The sequence below is a fragment of the Streptomyces montanus genome, assembly GCF_005786655.1.
In the GTDB taxonomy this organism is placed as follows: Bacteria; Actinomycetota; Actinomycetes; order Streptomycetales; family Streptomycetaceae; genus Streptomyces; species Streptomyces sporangiiformans.
In genome coordinates this window covers 57,612-77,858 of record NZ_VBZC01000007.1, presented here as the reverse complement: position 1 = coordinate 77,858, position 20,247 = coordinate 57,612, and the positions used below count along the sequence as shown (strand labels likewise).

At 70.2% G+C, this 20,247-nt stretch carries 14 protein-coding genes; 9 read left to right on the top strand and 5 right to left on the bottom strand.

All coding sequences use genetic code 11. The features are described from left to right. The first annotated feature begins 368 nt into the window (after positions 1–368). The 5 genes from kdpF to FE633_RS07955 all read left to right on the top strand — a co-directional run bounded on the left by kdpF (position 369) and on the right by FE633_RS07955 (position 7,714). Positions 369–458 carry a K(+)-transporting ATPase subunit F gene (gene kdpF, locus FE633_RS07975; RefSeq protein ID WP_138044388.1) on the top strand — a complete coding sequence of 30 codons (90 nt, stop codon included), beginning with the start codon at positions 369–371 and terminating at the stop codon, positions 456–458. Positions 459–466: 8 nt separating this feature from the next. Beyond that, on the top strand, positions 467–2,185 hold the full coding sequence (gene kdpA / locus FE633_RS07970; RefSeq protein ID WP_138044387.1) for a potassium-transporting ATPase subunit KdpA: 1,719 nt from the start codon (positions 467–469) through the stop codon (positions 2,183–2,185). Next, complete coding sequence (kdpB, locus tag FE633_RS07965; protein WP_171059853.1) at positions 2,182–4,323, top strand: potassium-transporting ATPase subunit KdpB; 2,142 nt, start codon at positions 2,182–2,184, stop codon at positions 4,321–4,323. The genes kdpA and kdpB overlap by 4 nt, the downstream gene beginning before the upstream one ends. A gap of 5 nt (positions 4,324–4,328) precedes the next feature. Then, a complete protein-coding gene (locus FE633_RS07960; protein ID WP_138044386.1) occupies positions 4,329–4,997 on the top strand; it encodes a potassium-transporting ATPase subunit C in 669 nt (222 codons plus the stop codon). 158 nt (positions 4,998–5,155) lie between these two features. Continuing rightward, a complete protein-coding gene (locus tag FE633_RS07955) occupies positions 5,156–7,714 on the top strand; it encodes a sensor histidine kinase (protein WP_138044385.1) in 2,559 nt (852 codons plus the stop codon). Between the two features lie 129 nt (positions 7,715–7,843). Here the strand turns inward: FE633_RS07955 and amaB are convergent, their stop codons facing one another. Genes amaB through FE633_RS07940 form a run of 3 tightly spaced genes read right to left on the bottom strand, consistent with a single transcriptional unit; the run spans position 7,844 to position 11,990 of the window. Beyond that, positions 7,844–9,373, bottom strand: coding sequence for an L-piperidine-6-carboxylate dehydrogenase (gene amaB / locus FE633_RS07950; RefSeq protein WP_138044384.1), 1,530 nt, complete (start codon positions 9,371–9,373; stop codon positions 7,844–7,846). A 56-nt stretch (positions 9,374–9,429) separates the two neighbouring features. Next, positions 9,430–10,830 carry a 2-oxoadipate dioxygenase/decarboxylase gene (hglS, locus tag FE633_RS07945; RefSeq protein ID WP_138044383.1) on the bottom strand — a complete coding sequence of 467 codons (1,401 nt, stop codon included), beginning with the start codon at positions 10,828–10,830 and terminating at the stop codon, positions 9,430–9,432. A gap of 53 nt (positions 10,831–10,883) precedes the next feature. After that, a complete protein-coding gene (locus FE633_RS07940) occupies positions 10,884–11,990 on the bottom strand; it encodes an NAD(P)/FAD-dependent oxidoreductase (protein ID WP_246113505.1) in 1,107 nt (368 codons plus the stop codon). A gap of 314 nt (positions 11,991–12,304) precedes the next feature. On the opposite strand from FE633_RS07940, the gene FE633_RS07935 reads away from it, so the two are divergent. Continuing rightward, positions 12,305–13,219 (top strand): LysR family transcriptional regulator, encoded by a 915-nt coding sequence (locus tag FE633_RS07935; protein ID WP_138044381.1) that lies wholly within the window; start codon positions 12,305–12,307, stop codon positions 13,217–13,219. A 110-nt stretch (positions 13,220–13,329) separates the two neighbouring features. Further along, on the top strand, positions 13,330–13,455 hold the full coding sequence (locus FE633_RS49705) for a hypothetical protein (RefSeq protein WP_425473158.1): 126 nt from the start codon (positions 13,330–13,332) through the stop codon (positions 13,453–13,455). A 1,015-nt stretch (positions 13,456–14,470) separates the two neighbouring features. Here the strand turns inward: FE633_RS49705 and FE633_RS07925 are convergent. Further along, the gene (locus tag FE633_RS07925) at positions 14,471–15,388 is read right to left on the bottom strand and encodes a LysR family transcriptional regulator (protein WP_246113491.1); all 918 of its coding nucleotides are present in this window, start codon (positions 15,386–15,388) and stop codon (positions 14,471–14,473) included. A gap of 149 nt (positions 15,389–15,537) precedes the next feature. Here FE633_RS07925 and FE633_RS07920 point away from each other — a divergent pair, with 149 nt between their 5' ends. Both FE633_RS07920 and FE633_RS07915 read left to right on the top strand, forming a co-directional pair. Continuing rightward, a complete protein-coding gene (locus FE633_RS07920) occupies positions 15,538–18,528 on the top strand; it encodes an FAD-binding and (Fe-S)-binding domain-containing protein (protein WP_138044380.1) in 2,991 nt (996 codons plus the stop codon). Then, positions 18,521–19,669 (top strand): Glu/Leu/Phe/Val family dehydrogenase, encoded by a 1,149-nt coding sequence (locus FE633_RS07915; RefSeq protein ID WP_138044379.1) that lies wholly within the window; start codon positions 18,521–18,523, stop codon positions 19,667–19,669. Before FE633_RS07920 ends, FE633_RS07915 begins: the two co-directional genes overlap by 8 nt. Before the next feature lie 23 nt (positions 19,670–19,692). Here the strand turns inward: FE633_RS07915 and FE633_RS07910 are convergent, their stop codons facing one another. Next, positions 19,693–20,184 (bottom strand): MarR family winged helix-turn-helix transcriptional regulator, encoded by a 492-nt coding sequence (locus tag FE633_RS07910; protein WP_138044378.1) that lies wholly within the window; start codon positions 20,182–20,184, stop codon positions 19,693–19,695. Between the last annotated feature and the right edge of the window lie 63 nt (positions 20,185–20,247).

Genomic DNA, 20,247 nt, shown 5'->3' with positions numbered 1-20,247 from the left:
GTCCAGGACGAAACCGGCGCGGACCGACCTGTACGCGAGGGCGAGGGCAGGGTGACCGGCGCGGCAGGGGCGGATACACAGTGTCAGCACCCGACCCGGGCGCTACGGCGGTCCGCACCAAGGATGCGGACCAAGGATGCGGATCCCGGACGGCCGTAAGAGACGCGTCAAAGGTGCCGGAGCCCCCGTAAGGGAGTCGTCAACGGCCGTCGGATCCGGCCTGAGAGGCGTTTTCCTCTACTCGTCCGATCCTCTTACGGATTTCCGAACCTCACCCAGGAGCTCGCGATGGCCGACCTGGCCCTCGTCATCACCACGGTCGCGGTGTTCGCGCTGGTGGCTTTCGTCGCCAAGGGGGTGACGAAGCTGTGACCGTCGAGACCGTCGTCGGCCTGGTCGTGGCCGTCGCCCTGCTGGGCTATCTCATCCTCGCCCTGGTTTTCCCGGAGAGGTTCTGAGCCGCGACATGAGTCCTGTTGTTGCGGGCGTGCTCCAGTTGCTCGCGCTGATCGCGGCGCTGGCCCTCGCCCACCGGCCCCTGGGCGACTACATGGCCCGGGTCTACTCCTCCGACAAGCACTGGCGAGTGGAGAAGTGGATCTACCGGGGCATCGGTGCCGACCCGGACACCGAGATGCGCTGGCCCGCCTATCTGCGCGGAGTCCTCGCGTTCTCGGCCGCCGGGGTCCTCTTCCTCTACCTGCTGCAGCGGATCCAGGGCTCGCTGCCCGGCTCACCGGCCTTCGTCTCGATCGACCCGGACCAGGCGTTCAACACCGCCGCGTCGTTCGTGTCCAACACCAACTGGCAGTCGTACTACGGCGAGCAGGCCATGGGCCACGTCGTGCAGACCGCCGGGCTGGCCGTGCAGAACTTCGTCTCCGCGGCCGTGGGGATCGCCGTCGCGGTCGCGCTCGTACGCGGCTTCGCCGTCTCCCGGGCTCTCGGCTCCGCTGGAGCAGCGGGGACCCCTCTGCGCACCGGTGAGCTGGGCAACTTCTGGTCCGACATGGTGCGCGGCGTGATCCGCGTTCTGCTGCCGGGCGCGGCGATCGCCGCCATCGTCCTGGTCGCCTGCGGGGTCATCCAGAACTTCTCCGGCATCCACGAGGTCGGGCAATTCTTCAATGGGCACAGCATGGGCGGCTCGCAGCAGTGGAACGGCGGTGCGGTCGCCTCGCAGGAGGCCATCAAGGAGCTGGGCACCAACGGCGGCGGTTACTTCAACGCCAACAGCGCCCACCCCTTCGAGAACCCGACGCCGTTCACCAATCTCTTCGAGATCTTCCTGCTGCTGGTCATCCCGTTCTCCCTGACCCGCACCTTCGGCGTCATGGTGGGCTCGGTCAGGCAGGGGTACGCGATCCTGGCGACGATGGCCACGATCTGGGTCGGCTTCGTCGCCCTGATGATGTGGACCGAGTTCGCCCACCACGGCCCGGCCTTCGACATCGCGGGCGGGGCGATGGAGGGCAAGGAGACGCGGTTCGGTGTCGGCTCGTCGTCGATCTTCGCGGTGTCGACCACGCTGACCTCGACCGGAGCGGTGGACTCCTTCCACTCCTCCTTCACCGGTCTGGGCGGCGGGATCACGATGCTCGGCATGATGCTGGGCGAGATCGCGCCCGGCGGTACCGGCTCCGGTCTGTACGGCATGCTGATCATGGCGGTCATCGCGGTGTTCATCGCCGGTCTGATGGTCGGCCGTACGCCCGAGTACCTGGGCAAGAAGATCGGCACCCGCGAGATCAAGCTGGCCGCCTGCTACATCCTCATCACACCCGCCCTGGTGCTCGTCTTCACCGCGTTCGCGATGGCGCTGCCGACCCCGGCGAACTCGATGACGAACTCCGGTGCGCACGGGTTCGGCGAGATCCTGTACGCCTACACCTCGGCGGCCAACAACAACGGCTCGGCCTTCGCCGGGCTGAACGCGGACACCCAGTGGTTCAACACCACCCTCGGCATCGCGATGCTGCTCGGCCGCTTCCTTCCGATGGTGTTCGTGCTGGCGCTCGCGGGTTCGCTCGCCGAGCAGACACCGGTCCCGGCCACGGCCGGGACGCTGCGCACCGAGAAGCCGTTGTTCACCGGCCTGTTGGTGGGCGCGATCCTGATCATCACCGGTCTGACCTACTTCCCGGCCCTCGCGCTGGGCCCGCTCGCCGAGGGGCTGGCGGCATGACGACTCGTACAGAGAAGCAAGAGGACTCCATGTCCATGTCCACAGCCACTCCGACCCGGGCGCCGCACCAGGACGTGCCGACCGGCCGCGAGGACGAAGGGCGTGTCGGCGCGGGTCTGTTCGATCCGAGGCAGTTGGTGAAGTCGCTGCCGGACGCGTTCCGCAAGCTCGACCCGCGGGTGATGGTCAAGTCGCCCGTGATGTTCGTCGTGCTCGTCGGCTCGGTGCTGACGACGCTCTTCTCGTTCAAGGATCCGGGCGACTGGTTCGGCTGGGCGATCAGCGCCTGGCTCTGGCTCACCGTGATCTTCGCCAACCTCGCCGAGGCGGTCGCAGAGGGCCGCGGCAAGGCGCAGGCCGACACCCTGCGCAGGGCCAAGACCGACACCGTCGCCCGCCGTCTGGCCGAGGACGGTACGACCGAGGAGCGGGTGCCGGGTACCGGGCTGAAGATCGGCGATCTGGTCGTGTGCGAGGCGGGAGACATCATTCCCGGCGACGGTGACGTCGTGGAGGGCGTCGCCTCCGTCGACGAATCGGCGATCACCGGTGAATCGGCACCCGTCATCCGCGAGTCGGGCGGTGACCGGTCGGCCGTCACCGGCGGTACGAAGGTGCTGTCCGACCGGATCGTCATCAAGATCACGACCAAGCCGGGTGAGACCTTCATCGACCGCATGATCAACCTGGTCGAGGGAGCCGCACGGCAGAAGACCCCCAACGAGATCGCGCTCAACATCCTGCTCGCGTCTCTCACCATCGTCTTCCTGCTGGCCGTCGCCACGCTGCCGCCGTTCGCGGACTACGCGGGCACGCATCTGACCCTGGTCGTGCTGGTGGCCCTGCTGGTCTGCCTGATCCCCACCACCATCGGCGCGCTGCTGTCCGCGATCGGAATCGCGGGCATGGACCGCCTCGTGCAGCGCAATGTGCTCGCCATGTCCGGCCGGGCCGTCGAGGCGGCCGGCGACGTGTCGACGCTGCTGCTCGACAAGACCGGCACCATCACGCTGGGCAACCGGCAGGCCGCCGAGTTCGTACCGGTCGGGGGCGTCACGGCCGCCGAGGTCGCGGACGCGGCCCAGCTCTCCTCGCTGGCCGACGAGACGCCCGAGGGCCGCTCCGTCGTCGTACTGGCTAAGGAGAATTACGGGCTGCGCGAGCGGCACCAGGGCGAGCTCGCGGGAGCCGAGTGGATCGCGTTCACGGCCCAGACCCGGATGTCGGGGGTGGATGTGGAAGGACGCAGGGTCCGCAAGGGGGCGGCCGGTTCGGTCATCGCCTGGGTGCGCGAGCAGGGGGGCGAGATCGCCGACGACGCGGACACGATCGCGGGCCGCATCTCCGAAGCGGGCGGTACGCCGCTGCTCGTGGCCGTCGAAGACCCCGACGGTGCCCGGGTGCTGGGCGTGATCCACCTCAAGGACGTCGTCAAGGAGGGCATGCGGGAGCGCTTCGAGGAGCTGCGCCGCATGGGCATCAAGACCGTCATGATCACGGGTGACAACCCGCTGACCGCGAAGGCGATCGCCGAGGAGGCGGGCGTCGACGACTTCCTCGCGGAGGCCACCCCCGAGGACAAGATGGCGCTGATCAAGCGCGAGCAGGCGGGCGGCAAACTGGTCGCGATGACCGGCGACGGCACGAACGACGCCCCGGCACTGGCCCAGGCGGACGTCGGCGTGGCGATGAACACCGGCACCTCGGCGGCCAAAGAGGCCGGGAACATGGTCGACCTCGACTCCAACCCGACCAAGCTCATCGAGATCGTCGAGATCGGCAAGCAGCTCCTCATCACCCGGGGCGCGCTCACGACCTTCTCCATCGCCAACGACGTGGCGAAGTACTTCGCGATCATCCCCGCGCTGTTCGCGGCGGTCTACCCGGGCCTGGACAGGCTGAACATCATGCGGCTGTCCTCGCCCGACTCCGCGATCCTCTCGGCGGTCGTCTTCAACGCGTTGATCATCATCGCGCTGGTGCCCCTCGCCCTGCGTGGCGTGCGGTACCGCCCGGTCAGCGCGGACAGGATGCTCCGCCGCAATCTCGGGATCTACGGCCTGGGCGGGCTGGTCGCCCCCTTCATCGGCATCAAGATCATCGACGTACTCATCTCTCTGATCCCCGGGGTCGGGTGAAGGACATGAACAACTCCCTTGTGAAGACTGCCCGGCTGCTCGGCGCGGGCCTGCGGGCCCTGCTCGTACTGACCCTGGTCACCGGGGTCGTCTACCCGCTGGTCGTCACCGGCGTCGCCCAGGCGCTCTTCAACGACGAGGCCAACGGCTCGGAGATCAGGGCGGACGGCACGGTGGTCGGCTCCTCCCTGATCGGGCAGTCGTACAACCTGCCGCTGAAGAGGGGCGAGGAGACCCCGGAGCCCGACCTGAAGTGGTTCCAGGGACGTCCGCAGAACGGCCTGGGCGCCAACAGCGTCAACACCCGGTACAAGCTCCTCGTCTCCGGCGCCACCAACCGCTCCGGCGACAACGAAGAGCTGATCAAATGGGTCAAGGACGCCAAAGCCGCGGTCATCAAGGACAACTCGGTGGCCGGCTACACGGTCGAGCCGTCCGACGTCCCCGCCGACGCGGTGACGTCCTCCGGCTCCGGCCTGGACCCGGACATCTCCCCGGAGTACGCCGACCTCCAGGTGCACCGGGTCGCGGAGAAGAACGGTCTGTCCGTCGCCCAGGTGGTGAAGCTGGTCGGCGAGCACAGCGAGGGCCGCACCCTCGGCTTCATGGGCGAGCCCCGGGTGAACGTCCTGGAACTCAACATCGCGCTGAAGGAACTCGTGGCGAAGAGCTGACGGGGGGCTGTCGCGGAGGTCACGCCGACGACGGCCCCGCCGCGACGCAAACTGGAGACGGACCCCTCCAGGCGGATCCCTCGGGACGACCCCCTCCAGACGGATCCTTCCCGACGGACTCCTCCAGACGGACCCCTCCAGACCGAAGAGACGAGAACATGGCACGCGGCACGCTTCGGATCTACCTCGGTGCGGCACCGGGCGTCGGCAAGACCTACGCCATGCTGTCCGAGGCCCACCGCCGTATCGAGCGGGGCACGGACTGCGTGGTCGGCTTCGTGGAACACCACGACCGGCCGCGCACCGAGGTGATGCTGCACGGACTGGAAGAGATCGCGCGCAAGGAGCTGGAGTACCGGGGCAGCGTCTTCACGGAGATGGACGTGGATGCCGTGCTGGCCCGGCAGCCACGGGTGGCCCTGGTGGACGAGCTGGCCCACACCAATGTCCCCGGCTCCCGCAACACCAAGCGCTGGCAGGACGTCGAGGAACTGCTTGCCGCCGGGATCGATGTGATCTCCACGGTCAACATCCAGCACCTGGAGTCCTTGGGTGACGTGGTCGAGTCGATCACCGGCGTACGGCAGCGCGAGACGGTTCCCGACGAGATCGTGCGCCGAGCCGACCAGGTCGACCTGGTCGACATGTCGCCACAGGCACTGCGCCGCCGCATGGCGCACGGCAACATCTACCAGCCCGACAAGGTCGACGCGGCCCTGTCGAACTACTTCCGCCCCGGCAACCTCACGGCCCTGCGGGAGTTGGCGCTGCTGTGGGTGGCCGACCGGGTCGACGCGTACCTGACCGAGTACCGCAGCGAGCACCAGGTGTCGAAGATCTGGGGCTCGCGCGAGCGCATTGTCGTGGGGCTCACCGGCGGCCCGGAGGGCCGGACGCTGATCCGCCGGGCCGCGCGGCTGGCGGAGAAGGGCGCGGGCGGTGAGGTGATGGCGGTCTATGTCGCCGGCAGCGACGGCCTGACCTCCGCCTCCCCGAAGGAACTGGCCCTGCAGCGCACGCTGGCGGAGGACCTTGGCGGCACCTTCCACCATGTGGTCGGCGACGACATTCCGGTGGCGCTCCTCGACTTCGCGCGCGGCGCCAACGCCACGCAGATCGTGCTCGGCGTCTCACGGCGCAAGGGCTGGCAGTACGTTTTCGGGCCGGGCGTCGGTGCGACGGTGGCCCGCGACTCCGGGCCCGACCTGGACGTCCACCTGATCACCCATGACGAGGCGGGCAAGGGGCGTGGGCTGCCGGTGGCGCGGGGCGCCCGGCTCGGCCGTTCGCGGATCATCGCCGGCTGGCTGGTGGGCCTGGTCGGCCCGGTGATCCTGGCCCTGCTCCTGACCGGCGTCAACGCCGACCTCGGCCTCGCGAACGACATGCTCCTGTTCCTGACCCTGACGGTGGCGGCGGCCCTGCTCGGGGGCCTCTACCCGGCGCTGGCCTCGGCCGCCTTCGGCTCTCTGCTGCTGAACTACTACTTCACCCCGCCCCTGCACCGGCTCATGATCGCCGATGCCAGGAACATCGTCGCCCTCGTGGTCTTCGTCGCCGTGGCGGTGTCGGTGGCGTCCGTGGTGGACCTGGCCGCCCGCCGCACCCATCAGGCGGCCCGGCTGCGCGCCGAGTCGGAGATCCTGTCCTTCCTGGCGGGCAACGTGCTGCGCGGCGAGACCGGCCTGGAGGAGCTGCTGGAACGGGTCCGCGAGACCTTCGCCATGGAGTCGGTCGCCCTGCTGGAGCGGGAGAGCGACGTGGCACCGTGGACCTGCGCGGGCAGTGTGGGCCCGCGGCCCTGCCAGTCCCCTGACACCGCGGACGTCGACGTGCCGGTGGGGGACCACATGGCGCTCGCGCTCTCCGGCCGGGTGCTGCCCGCCGAGAACCGCCGGGTGCTGGCCGCGTTCGCCGCCCAGGCCGCCGTCGTCCTGGACCGCCAGCGTCTGAAGCAGGAAGCTCAGCAGGCCAAGGAACTGGCCGAGGGCAACCGCATCCGCACCGCCCTGCTCGCCGCGGTCAGCCACGACCTGCGCACCCCTCTCGCCGGCATCAAGGCGTCGGTGTCGTCCCTGCGCTCGGACGACGTCGAGTGGTCCGAGGAGGACCAGGCCGAACTCCTGGCCGCGATCGAGGAGGGCGCCGACCGCCTCGACCACCTGGTGGGCAACCTGCTGGACATGTCGCGGCTGCAGACCGGCACCGTGGCCCCACTGATCAGGGAGGTCGACCTGGACGAGGTGGTGCCGATGGCGCTCGTCGGCCTGCCGGAGGACAGCGTGGGGCTGGACATTCCCGAGACCCTGCCGATGGTCGCGGTGGACAAGGGACTGCTGGAGCGCTCGGTGGCGAACATCGTGGAGAACGCGGTCAAGTACAGCCCCGCGGGTACGCCGGTACTGGTGTCGGCAAGCGCCATCGCCGACCGGGTGGAGGTCCGGGTGGTCGACCGTGGCCCCGGTGTCCCCGAGGAGGCGAGGGAACGGATGTTCGCGCCCTTCCAGCGCTACGGCGACGCCCCCCGCGGCGCCGGCGTCGGCCTCGGTCTCGCGGTCGCCCGCGGGTTCGCCGAGGCCATGGGTGGAACCCTCAACGCCGAGGACACTCCGGGTGGCGGCCTCACCATGGTGCTCAGCCTGCGCAGGGCACCGGAGCGTCCGCCACAGCCGGACCTGCCGGCGTCCGTCACGTCACGGCCGGCGACTGCTCCCTGAGCGGCACGCGTCAGGCGAGCGGGCATGACGCATCCGCGCGGGTCGCCTGCCCGCGCGGATGCGTCGGACACCTCTGGAGGAACCCAGAGGACCCAGAGGACCCAGAGGACCCCCAGAGGACCAGAGGAACTAGAGGAAGCTGACGTTCTGGGCCAGGGCGAGTTCGCTGGAGTAGTTGATGGTGTTGGTGGCCGGGCGCATGTAGGCGCGCCAGGCGTCGGAGCCGGACTCCCGGCCGCCGCCGGTCTCCTTCTCGCCGCCGAACGCTCCGCCGATCTCCGCGCCGGAGGTACCGATGTTGACGTTGGCGATGCCGCAGTCGGAGCCCTCGACGGAGAGGAAGCGCTCGGCCTCCTGCTGGTCGCGGGTGAAGATGCTGGAGGACAGGCCCTGGGGGACGTCGTTGTGCAGGGCGATGGCCTCCTCGAACGTGTCGTAGGTCAGCACGTAGAGAATCGGGGCGAAGGTCTCCTCGCGGACGACGTCGGTCTGTTCGTCGACGCGGACGATGACCGGCTCGGCGTAGGCGGCCCGGGGTGCCGTGTCGGCCAGGCGCCGGTTCCCGCCCGCCAGGACCTTTCCGCCCTGCGCCTGAGCGCGGGCGACGGCGTCCCGCATGCCGTCGAGGGCGGCGGTGGTGATGAGCGGTCCGACGAGGGTGGTCTCGTCGAACGGGCTGCCGATGGGGAGTTTGGCGTACGCGGCCGTCAGGCGCGCGACGAGCGTGTCCGCGATGTCGCGGTGGACGATCAGGCGGCGCAGGGTCGTGCAGCGCTGTCCCGCGGTGCCGGCGGCGGCGAAGACGATGCCCTGGACGGCGAGGTCGAGGTCGGCGGACGGGGCGACGACGGCGGCGTTGTTGCCGCCGAGCTCCAGCAGGCTGCGCCCGAAGCGGGCCGCGACCCGGGGGCCGACCTCGCGGCCCATGCGGGTGGAGCCGGTGGCGCTCACGAGTGCGACCCGCGGATCGTCCACGAGCTTCTCGCCGAGGGTGCGGTCGCCGAGCAGGAGACGGTGTACGTCGCGTGGGGCGCCGACCTCTTCGGCGGCCTGGGCCAGCAGTCGGTCGGAGGCCAGGGAGATCAGCGGGGTCAGCTCGGAGGGCTTCCAGACCACCGTGTCGCCGCAGGCCAGGGCGACGGCGGTGTTCCACGACCACACTGCGGCGGGGAAGTTGAACGCGGAGATGACGCCGACGACACCCAGCGGGTGCCAGGTCTCGGCGAGGCGGTGGCCCGGTCGCTCGGAGGCGATGGTGCGGCCGTAGAGCTGGCGGGACAGACCGACCGCGAAGTCACAGATGTCGATCATCTCCTGGACCTCGCCGAGCGCCTCCGAGCGGATCTTGCCCGCCTCGATGGTGATGAGGTCGGCCAGGTCGCTCTTGTGGTCGCGCAGCAACTCGCCGAGGCGGCGCACGAGTTCGCCGCGACGCGGGGCCGGGGTGGTGCGCCAGGTGAGGAACGCCTCGCGGGCCGCGGCCACGGCTTCCTCGGCATCGGCGGCGGTCGCGGCGGTCAGGCCGAAGAGATCCTCGCCGGTGATGGGCGTACGGGCCTGGAAGTCGGCGCCTTCCGGGACGGTCACGCCGATGCGCTCCAGACTCGCGCGGGCACGGGCGCGCAGGTCGTCGGTGGTGGGCAGGGGGGTGCTGGTCATGATGCTCCCTAGAAGGTGGTGACGGTGGTGAGGGGTGAGGAGGCCGGACCCGCGGGTCAGCCCGGCGTGCCGTCGAGCCGCAGCTCCTGGGCGACTTGGGCGAGAGACTGGTTCTGCTGCCGTTCGTACAGGGCGAAGGGGTCGAGGACTTCGCGGTCGATGGCGCCGGAGAGCCATTCGCTGTCGTAGGCGGCGCCTTCCTGGGCGTTGTCCCGGGATCCCTCACCGCTGAGGTTGGACTGGAAGATGCCGGCCGCGGAACGGGGCAGGAAGTCCTCGTAGACGATGGGCTCGGCCCGTACCCAGCCCTGCTCCACCAAGTCGTCGATGCCGGTGGGCGGGCGGCTGCCGTCCCGCGGCCGGTCGGGCACGACGCGATAGGTGAAGTACCCCAGACCCTGGGCGGCGAGTTCCCGCTCCGTGCCGGGGACGTGCTCGGCCCACAGCGTGCGCGCGAGTTCGGCCCGGTCGGCCCGGTCCGCACCCGGATGGAGTGCCGCCTGCTGGTCGACGAGACCGAGCAGGTGGTCGTAGAGCGCCCGGCCCTCGCGGGTGACCGCGATGCCGCGGGCCTCGACCTCGCCGAATCGTACGCGCAGAGCACCGCTGATCACGCTGCCGTCCTCGGTGCGCTGGGCGCGGGGCTCGGCCAGTGCCCGGAAGGACGTCTGGCGCAGCAGCAGATCGGGGCCCTTCCACTGGGGAGGTCCCTGGATGGCGTCGATCATCTCGATACCGCGCTCGGTCATGCGCCGGTAGAGCTCGTCGATGTCCAGGACCCGCGGGGTGAGGTGGTTGATGTGGGTGCTGCGTACGCCGCCGATGTCCGCGGCGACGGCGGAGATCTTCTCCAGGGTCTCGTACCAGACCTTGTCGATCGGTTCGGTCGACAACTCGAAGGCACCGACGGTGAGTTGGAGGAAGCGCTCGGCCTCGGCGTCCGGCAGTTCCCGTTCCGCCACGGCCCGGTCGGCCAGGGCGAGCAGCTCCGGCGGGAACAGTTCGCGGGCGGCGAGGAACGCTTCCAGGCGGGAGCGGAGATCGGCGTCGAAGAACCGCGGGTCCGCCGGGGTGAGCATGGAGGTGAAGACACGGAAGGGGTTGCGGGCCAGTTCCTCGCCGTCGACGGGACGGAACGCGGTCGACACGACGGGGATCGCGCTGGCGGCGGCTTCCCGCAGGTCGTAGAAGCCGACCGGGTGCATGCCCAGGGCACCGAAGACGCGGGCGACCTGGCTCAGTTCGGCGGGGGTGCCGACGCGGATGGCGCCGTGCCGTTCCGCGGTCACGCGGCTGATGGAGCCGAGCCGTTCCGCGTTGGCGCCCTGTGCGCGCAGCACATCCTCGTTGACCTCGCGCGAGACGTCCACGAGCGTGGTGTAGGCGGGGACTTCCCGCCCGTACATGTCCGAGAGCCGCGCGGCGAAGGCGGCGCGCAGCTGCCACTGGCTGATCATCGACGGGTCTGCCTTTCCAACGGGCGGTCAATCGGGCTGGCGGTCACAGGAGTTCACACCACATGGGCCTCCGGGCGGATCTCGGCCCCGACCTGGAAGCGGTCGGCGCTGAAGGGGGAGATGTCGACGCACGGTGTGCGGTCCAGGTGCAGGTCGCGCACGATCTCGCCGACGGCCGGGGCCTGCAGGAAACCGTGGCCGGAGAAGCCGGTGGCGTAAAGGAAGTTGGGCAGCTCGCCGGAGCGTCCGATCAGCGCGTTGTGGTCCGGGGTGACCTCGTACAGGCCGGCCCAGCCGCCGGAGGTCTTCATGTCGGCCAGCGCGGGGGCGCGGTGCCGGACGACGTCCCGGAAGAGGCCGAGCCACTCCGGCGTCCATGTGGTGTCGAAGCCGTCCGGCTGGTCGGGGTCGGCCAGGCCGAACAGCAGCCCGTCGTCGCTGTTGTGGAAATAGGCCGACGACGAGAAGTCGATGGTGAAGGGGATACGAGGTACCGGGGGCGCCAGGGGCTCGGTGAAGGCGAGTTGGCGGCGCACCGGTCGCACCGGCAGGCTGATGCCGGCCATGTCGCCGATCCGCCCCGACCAGGCGCCCGCCGCGCAGACGACGGTGGAGCAGGAGATCGGGCCGCGGTCGGTGTGCACGGTGGTGACGCGGTCGCCGGTGGTGTCGATGCCGGTCACCGCGGTGTGCGTGGCGAACCTGACCCCTGCCCTGGCCGCCGCGTCGGCGTACCCCTGGACGACCAGGCCGGGGCGGGCGTGGCCGTCGGTGGGGGAGTAGGCGGCGGCCACGAGGCCGTCGGTGCTGACGTACGGACACAACCGGTGGGCCTCTTGGGGGCTGATCATGCGGGTGGGGACGTCCAGGCCGTTCTGGATCCGGACACTGATCTCGAAGTCCGCGGCCTGCCGGTCGCTGGTGAGCAGGAACAGGTAGCCGACGCTGTCCAGGCGGATGTCCGCACCGGGGCGGCGGGGGAAGTTCTCGAAGGCCCGCAGGCTGCGGCTGCCCAGCTCGATGTTGAGCGGGTCGGAGAACTGGGCCCGTACTCCGCCGATCGGTTTCCCCGAACTGCCGCACCCGAGGTCGCCGCGCTCGACCACGACGACATCGGTCACCCCGGCCTCGGCCAGGTGGAAGGCGATGCTCGTACCCATGACGCCACCGCCGATGATCACGACATCGGCTGTCGGTGGAACGGTGCGGTACGTGGATGCGGCGGATTCGGTGGATGCGGCAGATTCGGTGGATGCGGCGGGCGCGGTGGATGAGGAGGACAACATGCCGATCCCTTCCAGAGGCCGACGCCCGAGCCGAAGGGGTATTCGTCCGGGGCGTGGCTTGGGCCGTCAGTGAGTTCGTCCGTCGGAGAGGGGAGAGACGCTGATCAGCTAGCTGTCCGTCATGGTGACGCAACCCGACCGTTGACGTCTATGAACAGTTGGTGCTTCTGATCCATTAGATTCTCTATATGGACTGGACGAGTTCTCAGCTGCGCTCCCTGGTGGAGCTGACCCGGCGCGGAACCATCACAGCGGTGGCCCAGGCCCTGGGATACACCCCCGGCGGTGTCTCCCAGCAGATCGCCGCTCTGGAGAAGGCCACGGGCATGGAGCTGTTGCGGCGGGTGGGGCGACGGGTGGAGCTGACCGACGCCGGCAGGACGCTGGCCCGTCACGCCGAGCGGATCCTGTCCACGGAGGCCGAGGCTGTCGAGGCGCTGGAGCGCAGCCGGGGCGAGGTCTCCGGGGTGCTGCGGGTCGGCCTGTTCGCCACGGCCGCCGCGGAGATCCTGCCGCTGGCACTGCGGCGCGTGCACGAGGCCCATCCCGGGCTGGCCGTGCACAGCCGCGACATGGACGTGGACGAGGTGTACGACGCCGTGGCCTCCGGCGGTGTGGACCTGGCACTCGGCCTGGACTACCCCGACGTGCCCATCCGCCGCGATCCGGCCCTGCGGGTGACGCAGCTCTACCGGGAGAGGTTCTCCCTCGCGGTGCCCACCGGGTCGATGGACGGCCGCGAAGAGGTCGCCCTGGCCGACACCCGGGAACTGGGGTGGATCATGCCGTCGGCCGACAGCTACTACGGCCGCGCCGTGCGCACCGCCTGCCGACGGGCGGGCATCGAGCCGGATGTGCGGCACGAGGTGACGGACACCGCGGCCACCCTGGCGCTGGTCGAGGCCGGTATCGGCGTGAGCACGGTGACGGATCTGATGCTCAGACTGCGTGCCTCGCGCTTCGACGTGGTGAGGCTGCGCGAGACGATCGAGCGGCACATCGTCGTGATGTTCCGCTCCTCCGCCGAGCGCCGGCCCACGGTGGCGGCCTTGGTCGACGTCCTGCGGGCGGTGGCCGAGACCCGGCGCGATACCCCGGCTTAGCTCGTGTTCTCCGGCTTGGCTCGTGTATTGAGGTCCGGCCCCGAAGTACGCCTCGAACCGGTCACCCGCCCGCGGCCGAAGCCGAAGAACGCGAGCCGCTCGCTGCCGAGGTGGCGGCCGTCCCGCTCTTGCTCCAGCCGCACCCGGCGTACGTCATCGGCGGCAACTACGACGTGCTCAGCCACAACCAGGCGGCCGACGAGCTGACCGCGGGCAGCCCGGAAGCGCGTGCCTGATGGCCGCAGCGCCCGGGACGCGGGGTGGTCGATTTCGCCTACACCGCATTCCACCTGGCCGAACAGCCGGAACAGACGCTGGTGATCTCTTCCGACGACCGGGAAGTGGCGGACGAATCGCGCACGGGCGGGGCGAGGATGCTGCACAGTCCGTTGGATTACCTCTCGGCCTCGCCGGCGTCGTCCCGCCGGCCGTCTTGGTCCGCAGGAGCGACGTCAGGACGGTGAGAGCTGCCCCGACGCTCGGAACGGGTCCGCCGAAGTTCGACGACCAAGGCCACAGCTGGTCCAAGGACTCCCAGGATGGCCGAGACGAGGGAAAGAGTGGACTGCACCATTGAAGTCCTTCTGTCCGAGGCTCTGGCGCAACGGCACGGCAGAACACCGGACTTCGAGAGTTCCGGATTCCCTGCCATGGCCCATGGCGGCTGACCGCCTCTGCGCCCAAACTGCCCGGCGGCCTCCTGTTGCGAGCAGGGGGCCGCCGCCACGAGCGGCGGCCCTTTGGGCCGGTCAGGTGACTCCATGCTCAACCCGACCCCCTTCTCGGGCAAACCCACGCGCCCCACGCTGTGCCGAACGTCTTCTGCGACCCCGCGGGCGCGTTCTTGCACGCTTCAAGGCTCGTCGAAGCAGCACTACGCGCTCGCCATCACTGCACTTCAGAGGGGGGATTGTCGTTTTCGCGAAGAGGTCACGCCCGAATCGTCGACCACGGAACGCTCGATCTCCCCGCGTCCGTAGAACCGGCCTGAGTGAACTCAGGACTTCCCAGGCCTGGTTCGGAGAAGTGGAAAACCGCGAGACCGCGAAAGGTCCATGCCCGCATCAGCTTTGCTTGCCCTCAGGGACGCAAGGTGTCGCGCTCGGGTCCCTTCTGCCGACCGGCATCGTGCGTGATGGTTTCAGGCCAGTGGTGACCCCCGCCACGACGGTGGCCTGTCGTGCTGCCGTTGCCTGACAGGGAGCGAGCGACCCGCGCGGTAGCCCACCTTCCCGCGCGGTAGACGCAGGGTCACGTCGGCTCGGCCAGGTGCAGAAACGGCTCGTCCGCCGGCACGGCCCGCCGCAGCGAGTCCAGCATGGTGGACAGCAGTGGATTGCTGTTCTCGCTGCGGTGCAGGGCCATCACGGTGCGGTGTGCCGAGCGCTGGGCGAGCCGGGTGGCCTCAATGGTGTCGCTCGGCGCGTGGCCGAGCGCCGGTACCACCGCCACCCCGAGTCCCGCGGACACCAACTCCCGTACGACGTCGTAGTTGTTGCTGCGGAACGCGACCGCGGCCTCGAACCCGGCCGCCGCGCACAGCCGGACGACGGACCGGGCACCGGCGGTGCCCTCTCGGCTGGTGATCCAGCGGGCCCGGGAGAGGTGGGGGAGATGCGCGCTCAGGCCGCTGTCCCGGGCGCGGAGCAGCACGAGGTCCTCCTTCACCAGCCGATGGTGGGTCAGTCCATCGGGCCAGGAGTGGGGGCTGAGCCCGTACTCGTACACCAGGGCGACGTCCAGGTCCCCGTCGCCGAGCGCGGCGACCAGTTCCTCGGGCTCGCCCTCCTCCAGCTGGATCTGGGCACGGGGATGGTTCTCGACGAACGCCGACAGGGCGGACGGTACGAGCCTGACGCCGGCCGTGGGAAAGCTGCCCAGCCTCAATCGGCCGGTGACACCGGTGGCCAGCTCCTGAACCTGGTGATCCAGGTCGTCCAGGGCGGCCAGCACACGATCGCCGAGGTCGACCAGGCGCTGGGCCGCGGCCGTCGGACGGATCCCATGAGCCTCCCGCTCGAACAGGACCAGTCCGGTCTCCTTCTCCAGGGCGGAGATCTGCTGGGAGATCGCGGATGCGGTGTAGCCGAGATCGCGGGCCGCGATCGCGAACGATCCGCTGTGGACGACGGCCTTCAGCGTGAGCAGGTGCAGGGGCTTCAGCAACACGGACTCCTGAGGGAGCGGGCGGACAGCCGGCCCCGAGCATAAGCGTTGTTTGCCCTTGAGCGTCAATTCTTTCGTTCTGCTGGCCCTTGTGGGGCCCGGGGGCCGCCCCGCATCGTGGGTGGACCGGTGAGCACGAAGGAGGGGGCGCGGTGACCGCGACAGTCCAGGACCTCGGCAGTCCCGATGCGGCAGCGGTGGCCGACGCCCTCGGCCGAGGGGACTGCGGAGCGGTCGCCGGTGACGCCGGGAGCCGGGCACAGTACTCGGCCGACGCCTCCAACTACCGTCAGATACCGCTCGCCGTGGTCTTTCCCCGCGAGCGGCAGCACGTGCTCAACACGCTCGCCGTGTGCCGCCGCCTGGGGGTGCCGGTCACCTCGCGCGGCGCCGGTACCAGCACCTCCGGCCAGGCGGTCGGGCCCGGCGTCGTGCTCGACTTCTCCCGGTACTTCAACCGGCTGCTCGCGCTGGACCCACAGGCGCGGACGGCCACGGTGCAGCCGGGCATCGTCCTGGACGATCTGCAAAGGGCGGCTTCCGGCCACGGCCTGCTGTTCGGCGCCGACCCGTCCACCCACAGCCGCTGCACACTCGGCGGCATGATCGGCAACAACGCCTGCGGATCGCACTCCCTGGCCTGGGGACGCACCGCCGACAACGTCCTGGAACTCGAGGTGGTCACCTACCGGGGCACGGTGGTCCGGCTCGGCGAGATGACCCAGCAGGAGATCGACGAGGCCGTCGCCGCCGGTGACGACCGCGGGCGGCTGATCGCGTCCCTGCACCGGCTGGCCCAGGGCAACCTGGCCGCGCTGCGTACGAAACTGGGGCAGTTCCCGCGGCAGGTGTCGGGCTACGCGCTGGAACACCTGCTGCCCGAGCGCCGCTTCAACCTCGCCCGGGCCCTGGTCGGCAGCGAGGGCACGCTGGCGGTGATCCTCTCGGCCACCGTCCGCCTCATCTCCCCACCGCCTGCCCGCGCTCTGGTCGTCCTCGGCTTCCAGGACTCCGGCGCCGCCGCCGACGCCGTGCCCGCCCTGCTGAGCCATCGGCTGCTGGCGCTGGAGGGACTCGACCAGGCGCTGACCGACATCGTCACCCGCCCCGAGACCCGCGCCGCGATCGACACCCTGCCCGCCGCCCGGGCATGGCTGTTCGCCGAACTCGGCGGGACGGAGGACGAGTTGCCCCTCAGAGCGACGGAACTCGCCGAGACCGCCCGGAAGGCCACGGGGTGCACCGGCAGTGAGGTCATCACCGATCCCGTACGAGCCGGGAGGCTGTGGCGGATACGCGAGGACGGAGCGGGGCTGGCAACCCGCCTGCCTGGGGGCACCTCCCGGCCGGAGGCTGGGGGAGGCTCGGAAGCCTGGCCCGGCTGGGAGGACGCGGCCGTCCCACCCGGCCAACTGGGTTCCTACCTACGCCAGTTCACCCGTCTGCTCGAGCAGTATGACCTACAGGGCGTGGTCTACGGACACTTCGGCGAAGGCTGCCTGCACGTCCGTATCAACTTCGACTTCACCACCGAGCAGGGCACCGCCGTCTTCCGCGCCTTCGTCACCGGCGCCGCGCAGCTGATCGCCGCGCACGGTGGCTCCCTGTCCGGCGAACACGGCGACGGCCAGGCCCGCTCCGAACTGCTGCCGCTCATGTACGGACCCGATGTCGTCGCCCTGTTCGAGCAGTTCAAGGACATCTGGGACCCCGACAACGGACTCAACCCCGGCATGATCGTGCGACCACTGCCTGTGGACGGCAACCTTCGGGTCAGCCCGCACCGCACCCCACTGCCCCTGACCACCGTCTTCCCTTTCCACGCCGACGACGGCGACTTCGCCAAGGCCACCCGCCGCTGTGTCGGCGTCGGCACATGCCGAACCGCCGCTCACCGCGGTGACGTCATGTGCCCCAGCTACCGGGTCACCCTCGACGAGAAGGACTCCACCCGAGGCCGCGCCCGCCTGCTGTACGAGATGACGCAGGGCGAGGTGATCACCGACGGCTGGCGGTCGACCGAGGTCCGCGACGCCCTCGACCTGTGCCTGTCCTGCAAGGGATGCAGCGCCGACTGCCCGGTCGGGGTGGACGTGGCCACGTACAAGTCGGAGTTCCTGTACCACCACTACAAGGGGCGCGTGCGGCCCGCCTCGCACTACACCATGGGCTGGTTGCCGCTGCTGTCACGCCTGGCCGCCCGGATGCCGCGACTGGTCAACGCCCTCACCGCCTCCCGGCCGGCGTCGGTCGTCAAGAGGCTGGGCGGCATCGACGGCCGGCGCGAGATTCCCCGCTTCGCGGACGAGACCTTCCTGACCTGGTTCCGCCGCCGCACACCACCGGGCGACGGCGGACGCGGCCCGGTGATGCTCTGGGTCGACTCCTTCAACAACCACTTCACGCCCGAGGTCCTCCGGGCCGGGGTCGCGGTGCTGGAGAACGCCGGCTTCCGCGTCCAGGTCCCGGACGGCACCCAGTGCTGCGGACTGACCTGGATCACCACCGGCCAACTCGGCGTCGCCCGACGCATCGCACGCCGTACCGTCACCGCCCTGACCCCCGCGATCGAGGCCGGTGTACCGGTCGTCGGTCTGGAACCCAGCTGCACAGCGGCGCTCAGGACCGATCTGCCCGAACTCCTCGACGGCGACGAACACACCCGCGCCCGCGCCCGCGGCCTCGCCGGAGCCACCGTCACCCTGGCCGAACTCCTCGTCCACCAGGCCGCCGACTGGCAGCCCCCGCGCGTGGACGCCCCGTCGATCAGCCAGACCCACTGCCACCAGCACGCGACCTCCGGCTTCGGCGCCGACAGCGCACTGCTGCACCGCATGGGCATCGACAACACCGCGCTCGCATCCGGGTGTTGCGGCCTGGCCGGCAACTTCGGCTTCGAACGCGGCCACTACGACGTCTCCGTCGCCGCGGGCGAGCAGGTCCTGCTCCCCGCCGTGCGCTCCGCCGCCCTCGACACGCACATCCTCGCCGACGGATTCAGCTGCCGCACACAGATCGCCCAGCAGACCGACCGCACAGGCACCCACCTCGCGCAACTCATCGCCCGGGCGCTGCCCACGGCCGGCACCGCCGCCCACACCCACCGCAGTCCCGCTACGAAGAAGGAAAACGCCCGTGACTGACGCACTCTCCCTCGTTGACGACTGGGGCCCCGAGAAGATCGTCGTCGTCTCGCACCGGCGCACCGGAATGAAGGGCGTCCTGGTCATCGACAACACCGCCCGGGGTGCGGGCAAGGGCGGAACGCGCATGAGCCCCCACGTGACCGTCGACGAGGTGGCCCGCCTCGCCCGCGTCATGACCTGGAAGTGGGCCAGTGTCGACCTCTTCTACGGCGGCGCCAAGGCCGGCATCGTCGCCGACCCGGCTTCCCGCGACAAGGAGGCCATCCTGCGCGCGTTCGCCCGGGCCCTGTCCAACGAGGTGCCCCGCGAGTACGTGATGGGACTCGACATGGGGCTCACCGAGAGCGACGCCGCCATCATCCAGGACGAGCTGGGAGACCGCGGGGTGGCCGTGGGCACCCCCGAGCACCTCGGCGGCGTCGCGTACGACAAGCTCGGCGTCACCGGTTACGGAGTCGCCGAGACCGCCGACGCCGCGGCCCGGCGCCAGGGTCTGCTCCTGGCCGGAGCCCGCGTCGCCATCCAGGGATTCGGTGCCGTCGGCAGCGCGGCCGCCCGGCGGTTCGCCGAACTCGGCGCCACCGTCGTGGCGGTCTCCACCGCCCACGGTGCCCTGCACGACCCCAGCGGGCTCGACGTCGACGAGCTCCTGGCTGCCCGCGAAGCGCACGGTGACCATTTCGTCAGCCGCCTGGGCCGGGGCACCACGCTCGCCTCCGGCGCGGAACTCACCGTGGACTGCGACGTCCTGGTGCCCGCCGCCCTGCAGGACGTCATCGACCACACCACCGCCCACGAGATCAAGGCAAAACTCGTCGTCGAGGGAGCCAATCTGCCCACGTCCTCCGACGCACAGGGCATCCTGGCCCAGCGCGGCATCACCGTGCTCCCCGACTTCGTGGCCAACGCCGGAGGCGTCGTCGCCGCCGCCTTCGCGATGGACGCCCGCTACTCCGGCTTCCGGCCCGACACCACCGCCATCTTCGAGGCGATCTCGACCAGGCTGCGGGCCAACACGATCACCGTCCTCGACGAGGCCGAGCGCCGAGACGTCACCCCACACACCGCCGGCCGCGCCCTGGCCGAGCAGCGCGTCCTCACCGCGATGCGCAGCAAGGGACGTATACCCCGCGACTGACCACACCCCCGACGGTCAGGTCGTCACCCGGCGTCTTCACCCAGCGCCTGGTGGATCTCGCTCAGTGCGCTGGTCAGCCGTGCGTAGTCGGCGGGGGCCACCGGCTTGACGAAGCACTCCTCCACCACGCGGGCGTGGACCGGCGCGGCCCGCAGGAACACCGTGCGGCCCTCATCGGTCGGTTCCACCAGGGCCACTCTGCGGTCCTCGGGGGACGGCAGGCGGCGGACCAGACCGGCTTCCTCCATGCGGTCGATCAGCCGGGTGGTGCCGCTGCTGGTGAGCGTGAGGTCGTCGGCCAGCTGTCGCTGCGACACCTCCTCGCCGGGCTGCCGGCAGAGCCGTATGAGCACCTCCAGCATGGTGTGACTGATCCCGCACTCCCGCCGCAGCGCGCTGTCGATCCGCTGTTCCAGGCGGGTGGCGGACTTGATCAGCAGCCCGAAGTCGCGCACGAGCTGACTGTTGGCGGCACGGGCGGCGGCTTTGCCGCTCTGCCGAGGGGTGGCATTCATCGGCACGAGTTTACTGCCTCCTCATCTACTGTTCCCTCACCTGCTGCTGTCTCAATTACTGAG

Excerpts from the sequence above, each read along its gene's own strand:
- kdpA (WP_138044387.1), top strand. The coding sequence starts at position 467 with ATGAGTCCTGTTGTTGCGGGCGTGCTCCAGTTGCTCGCGCTGATCGCG.
- kdpB (WP_171059853.1), top strand. The coding sequence starts at position 2,182 with ATGACGACTCGTACAGAGAAGCAAGAGGACTCCATGTCCATGTCCACA.
- FE633_RS07960 (WP_138044386.1), top strand. The coding sequence starts at position 4,329 with ATGAACAACTCCCTTGTGAAGACTGCCCGGCTGCTCGGCGCGGGCCTG.
- FE633_RS07955 (WP_138044385.1), top strand. The coding sequence starts at position 5,156 with ATGGCACGCGGCACGCTTCGGATCTACCTCGGTGCGGCACCGGGCGTC.
- amaB (WP_138044384.1), bottom strand. The coding sequence starts at position 9,373 with ATGACCAGCACCCCCCTGCCCACCACCGACGACCTGCGCGCCCGTGCC.
- hglS (WP_138044383.1), bottom strand. The coding sequence starts at position 10,830 with ATGATCAGCCAGTGGCAGCTGCGCGCCGCCTTCGCCGCGCGGCTCTCG.
- FE633_RS07940 (WP_246113505.1), bottom strand. The coding sequence starts at position 11,990 with ATGGGTACGAGCATCGCCTTCCACCTGGCCGAGGCCGGGGTGACCGAT.
- FE633_RS07935 (WP_138044381.1), top strand. The coding sequence starts at position 12,305 with ATGGACTGGACGAGTTCTCAGCTGCGCTCCCTGGTGGAGCTGACCCGG.
- FE633_RS07910 (WP_138044378.1), bottom strand. The coding sequence starts at position 20,184 with ATGAATGCCACCCCTCGGCAGAGCGGCAAAGCCGCCGCCCGTGCCGCC.